Source organism: Rhodococcus sp. ENV425 (genome assembly GCF_002887785.1).
Classification (GTDB): Bacteria; Actinomycetota; Actinomycetes; order Mycobacteriales; family Mycobacteriaceae; genus Rhodococcus; species Rhodococcus aetherivorans.
Map to the genome: position 1 here is coordinate 1 of NZ_PCZU01000049.1, position 10569 is coordinate 10569.

A 10569-nucleotide genomic window follows, 5' to 3' on the forward strand; every position below is an offset into this window, starting at 1 on the left:
TACGGCCGGTGTGATTGCACGGCTCCAGGGTCACGACGGCGGTACCGCCGCGGGCCCGCTCCCCGGCCGCCTCGAGTGCGACGACCTCGGCGTGGGGGCCGCCCGGCGGCCGGGTCGCCCCGACCCCGGCGACCTGTCCCGCCGCGTCGAGAATCACCGCGCCGACGGGCGGATTGGGGCTGGTGGTGCCGCGCACCGACTCCCCGGCGTCGAGCGCGAGGCGCAGTGCCGCCTCGAGCGGGGCACCGCTCACGGCCGCCTCGAGCGGTGCATCGCTCACGTGGCCAGGGTCAGGTGCGGGGAGGCGTGGGCGGCCCGCTCACGCAGCTTGCGCACCGCCTCGCCCGGGTCGTCGGCCCCGTACACGGCCGACCCGGCGACGAAGCAGTCCACCCCGGCCTCGGCGGCCGCCTCGATGGTGTCGGCGTTGATGCCGCCGTCGATCTCGACGAGCAGGGTCAGCTCCCCGGCGTCGACGAGACGGCGGATCGCGCGGACCTTGTCGAGCACGTCGGGGATGAACGACTGGCCGCCGAAGCCGGGCTCGACGCTCATCACCAGCAGCGTGTCGAACTCCTTCAGGATCTCGAGGTAGGGCTCGAGCGGGGTGCCGGGCTTGACGCTCAGGCCGGCCTTGGCGCCGGCGGCCCGGATGTCGCGGGCGACGGCGACGGGATTCTCGGTGGCCTCGACGTGGAAGGTGACATTGTGCGCGCCCGCCTCGGCGTAGGGCGGCGCCCAGCGGCCCGGGTCCTCGATCATCAGATGACAGTCGAGTGGGATGTCGGTTGCCTTCAGCAGCGACTGCACCACCGGCAGGCCGAGGGTCAGGTTCGGCACGAAGTGCGCGTCCATGACGTCGACGTGCAGCCAGTGCGCGTCGGCGACGGCGGCGGCCTCGTCGGCCAGGCGCGCGAAATCCGCGGAGAGGATGGAGGGGGCGATCATCGGGTGGGCCACGTCCACCGAGTTTAACGGTCCCGCCGGCGGGGCCCGCCGCGCGTCGCGGCGCCCGCCCGCCCGGGGACAGGTTTTCATGACTTTCGACCCCTGGTTCGACCCTCTGGGCGATGCTTGAGTGGACGGTGGCGGGCCCGGATCCGCTGGGCCCGAAGCGGCAGTGGGGAGCGACGATGGCCACGCACACGGTGTGGGTTCGACCGATCGGCGAGGTGGGCGCGGAGGATGCGCCGACCGTGGGGGGCAAGTCCGCCAACCTCGGGGAGATGACCCGGGCCGGGTTCCCCGTGCCGCCCGCCTTCGCGATCACCACCGCCGCCTATCTCGATTCGATGGCCGCCGCGGGGGTGCGCGACCGGCTGCGCGCCGAGGCCGTCCCGGCCTCCGACATCGACGACGCGACGCTGATCCGCACCTCCGCGGAACTGGCCGCGCTGGTGACCGGGGCCGCGGTGCCCGACGAGATCCGCGCCGACATCGTCGCCGCCTACGAGAAGCTGGGCGTGGACGTGCCGGTGGCGGTGCGGTCCTCCGCGCCCGCCGAGGACGCCGCGGACACCTCGTTCGCCGGGATCCACGAGTCGTACACCAACATCGCCGGCGCCGACGCGGTGGTGCGCGCCGTGCAGGCGTGCTGGGCGTCGTTGTGGTCGGAGCGGGCCCGGACCTACCGGGGCCTGCGCGGGGTGACCGACGAACCGTCCATCGCCGTCGTGGTGCAGGTGATGGTGCGCTCGGAGGCCTCGGGGGTGGCGTTCACGGCCGACCCCCGCACCGGCGAGCTCGACCGCATCGTCGTCGAGGCCGCCCTCGGCCTCGGCGAGGTCGTCGTGGGCGGCCAGGTCGAGCCGGACACCTACGTCGTCGCCAAGGACGGCTTCGCCGTGCTCGACGTGCATCTCGGGCATCAGGAGTTCCAGATCGCCTCCACCGACACCGGCGACAGCCGCGTCGCGGTCGATTCGTCGCGGCAGACGCGGGTGCTCGACGAGGAGCAGCTCGAGAAGGTCGCGCGGCTCGCCGCGGGCGTCGAGCAGCACTACGGCCGGCCGCAGGACCTCGAGTTCGCGTTCGCCGAGGGCGAGCTGTGGATCGTGCAGACCCGCCCGATCACCACCCTGGGCATGCCCGGGGCCGCCGCGGCGTCCGGCAACGGGCAGGCGACACCGCTGCTGACCGGGCTCGGCGCCGGCCCCGGCCGGGCGACCGGACGGGTCCGGGTGCTGCAGGAACTGGTCGACGGCAAGCGCCTGACCGAGGGGGAGATCCTCGTGGCCCCGATGACGCGGCCCGACTGGCTGCCGATCCTGCGCCGCGCCGGGGGCATCGTCACCGACGGTGGCGGCATCACCTGTCACGCCGCGATCGTCGGCCGCGAACTCGGCAAGCCCGTCGTCGTCGGCGCCCGCACCGCGACGCAGGACCTGCGGGACGGCCAGGTGATCACGGTGGACGGCGATGCCGGCGTCGTGTTCGACGGGGAGGTCCGCGCCGACCGGCCGACCGCGGCGCAGACCGCCGCCCCGGCGGCCGCGGCCCCCTCCCCGACCGTCACCGCGACGGCCGTGTACGTCAATCTCGCCACCCCCGACGCCGCGCAGGCCGTCGCCGCCACCGACGTCGACGGGGTGGGGCTGCTGCGGGCGGAGTTCATGATCACCGAGGCGCTCGCCGGGGAGCATCCCGCCTACATGATCGCGCAGGGCCGGCGCGAGGAGTACGTGTCGAAGATGGCCGAGGGCGTCGCGCGGATCGCGGCGGCCTTCGCCCCGCGGCCGGTGGTGTACCGCGCAATCGACCTGCGCAGCAACGAGTTCGCGAACCTGAAGGGGGGCGAGGTGGAGCCGGACGAGGAGAACCCGATGATCGGGTACCGCGGCTGCTTCCGCTACGTGCGCGATCCCGAGCTGTTCTCGCTCGACCTCGACGTCCTGCACCGCGTGCGCGCGCAGCACCCCAACGTGCACCTGATGATCCCGTTCGTGCGCACCCGTTGGGAACTGAGGGAGTGCCTGGCCCAGCTCGACGCGCATCCGCTCGGCCCGGATCGCCGGATGCTGCGCTGGATCATGGCCGAGGTGCCGTCGGTGGTGTACTGGCTGCCCGAGTACGCGAAGCTCGGCATCCACGGCGTGTCGATCGGCAGCAACGACCTGACCCAGCTCGTGCTCGGCGTCGACCGCGACTCCGAGGTGTGCAAGGACCTGTTCGACACGCTCGACCCGGCGGTGCTGGACGCGATCGACCACATCATCGAGCGGGCGTCGGCGGCCGGCCTGACCACGTCGCTGTGCGGGCAGGCCGTCTCCACCAGCACGGAACTGGCCGAGCATCTCGTGCGCCGGGGCATCACGTCGGTGTCGGTGACGCCGGACGCGGCGGCGCAGACCCGGCGCACGGTGGCGCAGGCCGAGCAACGGATCGTCCTGGACCGTGCACGGCACGAGCACTGACCGCGTCGTGCGCTCCGAGCGAGCGGACCATGCCGTCGGCCGCTCGGGACCGCCCTGACGGGGGGAACGATCCGGTCGCTCGGGGCGTCACCGCTGCCGCGCGAGGACGTCGAACCGCTCGACGTCGTCGCGGCGGCAGACCTGGCTGCCCGGGGTGAGCAGGGCCGCCGAGCCCGCCGCGATGCCGAGCGCCAGGGCGTCGCGCAGCGAGCGGCCCCGCAGCAGGCCCACGACCAGCCCGGCGACCATGCTGTCGCCGGCGCCCACGGCGCTGCGCACGGGCACGTCCAGGGCCTTCAGCCGGGCGGTGGTGTCGGCGGAGACGAGCAGCGCCCCCTCCGGCCCGAGGGACACCACCACGACCTCGGCGACGCCGGCGTCGACGAGTTCGTGGGCGGCCGCGGCCTGTTCGTGCGGGGTGCGCAGTTCCCGGCCCACCCATTCGCGCAGCTCCCGCAGGCTCGGCTTGACCAGGTGCACGCCCGACTTGATGCGGCGCAGTGCGTCCCCCGACGAGTCGAGGACGAAGCGCGCACCGGCGTCGGTGGCGGCGTCGGCCACGCGCTGGACGAACTCGCCCGGCACGCCCGGCGGAAGGCTGCCGCTGGCGACGACGTACCGTGCGCCGGTGGCGGTCTCGACGAGCAGGTCCAGGCACCGTTCCTGGTCCTCCACGCTCAGCTCCGGGCCGGGCAGCACGAACCGGTACTCGTGGCCGGTGCTGCGTTCGATCGCCGTGAACGACTCGCGGGTCATGCCGTCGATGTCGATGCGCCGGCTGTCGACACCCCCGGCGGCCAGCAGCGCCGAGAGCGTATCCCCGGTCGGACCGCCGGCCGGATACACCGCCCCGGCCGACACGCCGAGCACCCCGGCGACCTTCGCGACGTTGATCCCGCCTCCCCCGGCCTCGAGCCGCGGCGCCTCGCAGCGCAGTTTGCTGGTGGGCCGCACCTCGGCGGTGTAGGTGGTCACGTCGAGCGCCGGGTTCATGGTCAGGGTGACGATGTCGGGCACGACGTGCCTCCTGCAGGGAGCGGCCGGGTTGCGTCCGACCGTATCCGAGCGCGGACCGATTCTTCCGGCGTTCGCGCCACAGGCTCGCGGATCAGCCCGCCGGTGTACGCAGCGCGGCCATGAACATCGCGTCGGTGCCGTGCCGGTGCGGCCACAGTTGCACGGACGGGCCGTCGCCGAGACGCGGCACGCCGGGCACGAGCTCGCGCGTGTCGAGCTGCTCGACCTGGTGCCGACGGACGGCGTCGGCGACGACGGCGAGGGTCTCGGAGGTGTGCGGGGAGCACGTCGCGTACAGCACCACGCCGCCGGGCCGCAGCAGGCCGATCGCCGAGGCGAGGAGCTGTTTCTGCAGCCGCACCAGCTCGGCGACGTCGCCGGGGCTGCGACGCCACCGCGATTCGGGCCGGCGCCGCAGGGCGCCCAGCCCGGTGCACGGCGCGTCGACCAGGATGCGGTCGTAGCCGGACCCGAGGCCGGGATCGCGACCGTCGGCGACGTGCACCGTGACCGGGAGGCCGCGGGTGGCCTTGCGGATCAGCTCGGCGCGGTGCTCGACCGGCTCGACGGCGTCGACGGTGAAGCCGTCGATGTCCGCCAGCGCGCCGAGCAGGGCGGCCTTGCCGCCGGGACCGGCACACAGGTCCAGCCACCGGCCGTGGTCGGGTCCGTCGAGCGGGGCGAGCGTGAGCGCCCGCGCCACCAGCTGGCTGCCCTCGTCCTGCACGCCGGCCATGCCCTCGCGCACGGGGTCGAGCTTGCCGGGGTCGCCGCCGCCGTCGAGATGCACGGCGTAGGGCGACCAGGGGCCGATCTCCCCGCCGGTGGCCAGCGCGAGCTCCTCCGCGGTGATCACCCCCGGACGAGCCACCAGGTGCACCACCGGCCGGGCGTCGTCCGCCGCGAGCACCTCCTCGAGCTCCCCGGCGTCGGGACCGAGCGCGACCGCGAAGGCCTTCGCGATCCACTCCGGATGCGCATACCGGAATGCCAGGTGTCCCACGGGGTCACGAGCCGGGTCGGGGGCGAGCTCGACGATCCACTGTTCCTCGGGCTTCTCCGCGACGCGCCGCAGCACCGGATTGACGAATCCGGACTTGCCGTGGCCGAATTCGCTGCGGACGATGTCGACGCTCGTCGCGACAGCCGCGTGCGGGGCGATGCGGGTGCGCAGCAGCTGGTACGTGCCCAGCCGCAGGGTGTCCAGCAGCGCCCCGTCGATCTCGGTGACGGGCCGGTTGGCGCACGCGGCGATCACGGCGTCGAGCAGACCCTGGGCGCGGGCGGCGCCGTACGTCAGCTCGGTGGCCAGGGCGGCGTCGCGACCGTCGAGACGCCGCTCCCGCAGCAGCGCCGGCAGCACCAGGTTGGCGTAGGCGTCGCGCTCCCGGACCGCGCGCAGCACGTCGCGGGCGGCGAGACGGGCCTGGTCGAGGCCGGCCTCCGCGGGGGACGGCCGGCGGGCCTGCCGAGGCTTGTTGTTGCGGTCGCCGGGTCCGCGGCGCGAGCGGCGGGCGGGGCGTCGGGACTCGGTCACTGGGCGCGTACCTCCGGGTCGAGCCGGGCGCCGCGAACCCAGTCCGCGGCCGCCATCGTCTTCTTGCCGGGCGGCTGGACCTGCCCGAGCCGCACGGCGGTGCTGCCGGTGCCGACGAGGACACCGTCCTTGCGGGCCAGGATCTGCCCGGGCGCGAGGGTCTCCTCGGTGCCGGTCACGGGCCCGAGCTTGACGCGCAGGTCGCCGATCATCGTCCAGGCACCGGGTGCGGGCGTGACCGAACGGATGTGGCGGTCCACGAGGTGTGCGGGCCGGTCCCAGCTCACGCGGGCCGACTCGACCGTGACCTTGGGGGCGTGCGAGACGCCGTCCGTGGGCTGCGGCACGGCCGTGAGCACCCCGTCCTCGAGACCGTCGAGAGTCGATTCGAGGAGCGCGGCACCGGAATCGGCGAGCCGGGCGAGCAGATCCCCCGCCGTGTCGGCGGGCCGAATCGTCTCGGTGACCACCCCGTAGACCGGGCCGGTGTCCAGGCCCTCCTCGAGCCGGAACGTGCTCGCGCCGGTCACCTCGTCCCCCGCGGCGAGCGCGGCCTGCACGGGCGCGGCGCCGCGCCACGCGGGCAGCAGCGAGAAGTGCAGATTCACCCAGCCGAACTTCGGGATGTCGAGCACCGGTTGCGGGATGAGCGCGCCGTAGGCGACGACCGGGCAGCAGTCGGGGGCGAGTTCGGTCAGCCGGGCCACGAAGTCGGGGTCGCGCGGCCGCTCCGGGGTGAGGACCTCGATGCCGTGGTCATCGGCGAGCCGCCCCACGGCCGAGCGGACGACACGCCGCCCGCGGCCGGCGGTGGTGTCGGGCCGGGTCACCACCGCGACCACCTCGTGGCGCGGCGAGTCGAGCAGGCGGCGCAGCGACGGTACGGCCGGTTCGGGGGTCCCGGCGAACACCAGCCGCACGTCAGCGGCCCGTCCGCGCGCGAGGAGCGAGGCCCCGGCCCCGGGAGGCGGACTGCGCTGGGCCGACCGAACTGTTCACGAATGCTGCTCCCGGATCTCGACGACGAATGGTGCCCTCAGTCTAGGGACCGGGCCTGCGGGCGGTGACAGCCGTCCGCGAACCCGAGGGGTCGGGCCGGACGTGACGAATCCCGGCAACCGCCGTGCAGCGTCGATAGGCTGAGCCGATGGCAGAGACGCGAGAACGGATGGCACGGTCCCCCCGTGTGCGCTCGGCGGACCCCGCGGGCGTGCCCTGGCCGGCGGCGCAGGAGCAGGACGTGGTCCTGGTGGACACCACGTGGGGCGAGCTGCAGCCGCTGCAGTGCGCGCCCGGGGTGGTGACCGTCGGTGAGCTGGAACTGACGGAGCTGGTCGCGAACGGAGCCGTGCTCGTCGACACCCGTGTCCCGGACTCGCGCAAGGGCAGGTCCATTCCGGGCGCGGTCAACCTGCCGCACGGCCGGATCACGGAGCTGCGGGACCGGCTCGATCCGTCCCGGGTGTCGATCCTGTTCTGCAACGGCCCGCAGTGCCCGCAGTCCCCGATGGCGATCCGGGAGCTGCTCGAGGCGGGATATCCGGCGTCCTCGCTGGCGTACTACCGCGGTGGCCTGCACGACTGGGTGACGTTGGCGATGCCGCTCGAGCAGGTGGACTGATCTGCGGGGCGAGCCGCGCTCCGCGGCGCGCCTCCCAGGCCCGGGCGGCCAGCGCGGCGAAACCGACGTAGCCCCAGCCGAGCAGCACGTCGACCACGTAGTGTTCGCCGCCGTAGACGAGCGTGAAGGCCATGGCGAGCGGGAACGCCACCAGCAGCGCCCGCATCCAGCCGCGCCGCGCGATCGGCCACAGGGCGACCGCCACGAGCAGCGCGAACGCCGAGTGCAGCGACGGCAGCGCGGCGACCGGGTTGCCCTGCGCCTCGAGCCATCGGGTGCCGACGTCGATCGGCACCACCCCGAAACCGAAGCCGGTGACCCGCCCGACGCCGTCCGGCAGCACGCCCACCTCGGAGGCGTACCACGGTGGGGCCGCCGGCACGAGGATGTAGGTGATCAGTCCGAAGTACGACAGGAGCAGCACCCGTCGCATGTACCCGGCCCAGCGTGACCGCGAGTACAGGTACAGCAGGGCCGCGAGCAACCACGGCACGAGAAAATGGCTGGTGTAGACGACGGCGGTGATCATGGTCCAGCCGGGCCGCTCCCCGTCCGCGCCGAGCAGGCGTTCCTGCAGCCACACCGTCGGGACCGTGCCGCCGAACAGCCAGCTCTCCACGGCGACCGGTTCGTGTACCCGCACGGGCAGGCCGAGTTCGTCGGCGATGCCGCGGGTGTGGTCGTAGACCACGAGCGCCGCGACCAGGGGCAGCCAGTCGACGACGACGCGCACGTGCCCGCGCCACGGCCGGTCGATCGCGAAGGCGATCAGCCCGGCGACGATCCAGGCCGCCTGGTACACCCGGTCGGCGGGGATGCCCATCGTGACGACGGTGCCGATCAGCGCAGCGAGGTACACGCACCGCGCGGCCACCCGGAGGTACTGGCGCGGCGACACCAGCTGCGGCGCCCGCATCACCGCGAGAGCGCGTCCCGGAAGCGAGGGGGGGTTCACCGCTACCTCCCTTCGGCGCGCTGTCCCGGGCGCCGGTGACCGTCGTCCGCAGGGGCTCGTGCCGCCCGCATACCCATGATCGGGGCACCGGGCACGCCCCGGGGGCGGATCGGGTCAGGAGTTGCTCTCGATGATCAGTTCGGGGATGCCCGTGCCGAGCGGCACCGGGACGCACTCGCCGAGGGCGTACCGCTCAGGGGCGAGCGCGTGCCGGATCACGGTGAGCGAGAACGGGTCGTACACCATGTTGAAGTGCCCGGTCTGATCCGGTGGGCACAGGTCCTGGATCATCAGGTTGACCGCCCCGGGTCCGCGCAGCGCCACGTTGGTGGACGGCTGGATGACCTCGTCGACGCGGGATCCGATGGTGGTGTAGCGGACGCCGGGAACGGTGTCGACCGGGGTGTTGAGTTCGGTGAGCAGTTCCGAACCCTGCAGTTGCTGCGCGAGGGCCACCGAGAAGAAGTCCTCGACCGCGTCGGTGGCGCCGGGAGCGGCCACGGCCGCAGTGCCGAGCCCGTAGAAGGTGCCACCGTAGCTCGGCGAGGCCACGCCCACCCAGCGGTCCACGACGGCCGATCCGCCGAGGCGGTTGACGTAGTACCGCGCGACGGTGGCGCCCTGCGAGTAGCCGAGGAGATCGACCTTGTCGGCGCCGGTGTCGGCGCGCACACGCTCGACGAACCCGCCGAGCTGCGCGGCGCTGACCCGGATGTCCCCGGTGCCGTAGTCGTCGGCACCGTCGGCCTTTCCGTAGTCGAGAGCGAAGACGCACCAGCCGGCGTCGGCGAGCATCGGGGCGACCGCGGCCCAGTCCGAGTAGGAGTTGGAGTCGGTGCCGTGGGCGAGGACCACCGGCCGCGGATGGTCCGGGGCGGGCACGCACCCGAAGTCGTTCGACCGCGCCGGCGCCGCCCCGGGGTGGTCTTCGGCGTAGCCGGCGGCCTGGGCATGCGTGGTGGCGACGGGGCCCGGGGTGACGGGCACGAACGCTGTCGATCCCGAGGGCGCGGCGCCCGCGCCGGTGACGGACACGGCGGCCACGGCCGCCGCACCGGCCAGCGCTGCAACGATCCTGCGTGTGCCGTTCACGGCCCCTCCCTTCCGGTCCGCCCGTGCCGGTCCGCACCGTCCGCCACTGGTTCGGTTCACCAGGATCGACCCTGCCCTGTGATTTATCGTGACACAGTCGCCCTCTCGCGGCATGCCGTCTTTCTGCAGGTGGCGGGCGGTTCTTCCGTCCTGTCGCGCGGCAGGGTCCTCGCCCTCTCGGGGCACCCGGCCGGGCGGGACACAGCCGGCGCGCACCGTCCCGGCCGGGAGAGACGACGGCCGTCACCCGATGCGCAGCGGATCGATCTGCACCCGCAGCGCGCCCTCACCACGGCGGGCACTGCGGGCGGCCTGCGCCTCGCGCAACGCCCGGCCGAGGGCGAGGCCCCGACCGCGCGGCACCCGGATCACCATGCGCTGCACCTCGTCCGGCTCGGGATCGTCGGCCCCGAACGGTAACCGCTCCCCCGGCGGCAACGGCACCGGACCGAGCACCTCCGCCTCCGGCGGCAGCGTCGCGGCGGCCAGCAGGTCGGCGACCGCGGCCGTGGTGCCGTCGACCGCGGCCATGTGCACCGCGGGCGGGAAACCGACCTCGGCGCGCTCGGCGAGCTGGGACTGCGCGTGCCCGATCGGGTCCCACCGCACCAGCGCCTGCACGGTGGGAATGCCGGAGTCGGCCACGACGACGACCTGGCCGCCGTCGGCGAAGGGCCGCACCAGCGACGACGCGGTGAGCCAGCGGCGCATCGTCTCCTCGGCGGCCCGCAGGTCCGCGCGGCCGAGCAGCGCCCACCCGTCGAGCAGCAGCGCCGCGCCGTACCCGCCGGCGGTGACGGGCTCGGCACCCACGGTGGCGACGACGAGCGCAGGCCCCTCCGGGGCGGTGGCCTTGACCTCCGCCCCGCCGGAGGTGACCACCGGGACACCGGGAAAGGCCCGGCCGAGTTCCTCCGCGGTGCGCCCGGCGCCG

At 74.1% G+C, this 10569-nt stretch carries 7 protein-coding genes and 3 pseudogenes; 2 read left to right on the top strand and 8 right to left on the bottom strand.

What is annotated here, in order from left to right; translation table 11 throughout:
- A pseudogene (locus CQZ88_RS03870) lies at window positions 1–280 on the bottom strand (bifunctional diaminohydroxyphosphoribosylaminopyrimidine deaminase/5-amino-6-(5-phosphoribosylamino)uracil reductase); the annotation flags it as partial.
- Window positions 277–960 (bottom strand): ribulose-phosphate 3-epimerase, encoded by a 684-nt coding sequence (gene rpe / locus CQZ88_RS03875; RefSeq protein ID WP_029543611.1) that lies wholly within the window; start codon window positions 958–960, stop codon window positions 277–279. The pseudogene CQZ88_RS03870 and the gene rpe, both read right to left, overlap by 4 nt.
- Window positions 961–1133: 173 nt before the next feature.
- Here rpe and ppsA point away from each other — a divergent pair, with 173 nt between their 5' ends.
- Entirely contained in the window at window positions 1134–3413 is a 2280-nt protein-coding gene (ppsA, locus tag CQZ88_RS03880) for a phosphoenolpyruvate synthase (protein WP_006937672.1), read from the top strand.
- An 87-nt stretch (window positions 3414–3500) separates the two neighbouring features.
- Here ppsA and CQZ88_RS03885 read toward each other — a convergent pair whose 3' ends face one another.
- From CQZ88_RS03885 to fmt, 3 genes are all read right to left on the bottom strand, one after another.
- The gene (locus CQZ88_RS03885) at window positions 3501–4430 is read right to left on the bottom strand and encodes a 1-phosphofructokinase family hexose kinase (protein ID WP_006937670.1); all 930 of its coding nucleotides are present in this window, start codon (window positions 4428–4430) and stop codon (window positions 3501–3503) included.
- Window positions 4431–4521: 91 nt separating this feature from the next.
- The gene (locus CQZ88_RS03890; RefSeq protein WP_102799273.1) at window positions 4522–5967 is read right to left on the bottom strand and encodes an RsmB/NOP family class I SAM-dependent RNA methyltransferase; all 1446 of its coding nucleotides are present in this window, start codon (window positions 5965–5967) and stop codon (window positions 4522–4524) included.
- Window positions 5964–6887: a methionyl-tRNA formyltransferase gene (gene fmt / locus CQZ88_RS03895; protein ID WP_006937666.1), complete on the bottom strand. Its 924-nt coding sequence runs from the start codon at window positions 6885–6887 to the stop codon at window positions 5964–5966. The genes CQZ88_RS03890 and fmt overlap by 4 nt, the downstream gene beginning before the upstream one ends.
- 248 nt (window positions 6888–7135) lie before the next feature.
- On the opposite strand from fmt, the pseudogene CQZ88_RS30400 reads away from it, so the two are divergent.
- Window positions 7136–7495 (top strand): annotated as a pseudogene (locus CQZ88_RS30400) (rhodanese-like domain-containing protein); the annotation flags it as partial.
- Here CQZ88_RS30400 and CQZ88_RS32275 read toward each other — a convergent pair.
- From CQZ88_RS32275 to CQZ88_RS03915, 3 genes and pseudogenes are all read right to left on the bottom strand, one after another.
- On the bottom strand, window positions 7395–8543 hold the full coding sequence (locus CQZ88_RS32275) for a phosphatase PAP2 family protein (RefSeq protein WP_029543608.1): 1149 nt from the start codon (window positions 8541–8543) through the stop codon (window positions 7395–7397). The pseudogene CQZ88_RS30400 and the gene CQZ88_RS32275 overlap by 101 nt on opposite strands.
- 114 nt (window positions 8544–8657) lie before the next feature.
- On the bottom strand, window positions 8658–9635 hold the full coding sequence (locus CQZ88_RS03910) for a triacylglycerol lipase (RefSeq protein ID WP_006937662.1): 978 nt from the start codon (window positions 9633–9635) through the stop codon (window positions 8658–8660).
- Between the two features lie 243 nt (window positions 9636–9878).
- Window positions 9879–10569 (bottom strand): annotated as a pseudogene (locus CQZ88_RS03915) (primosome assembly protein PriA); the annotation flags it as partial.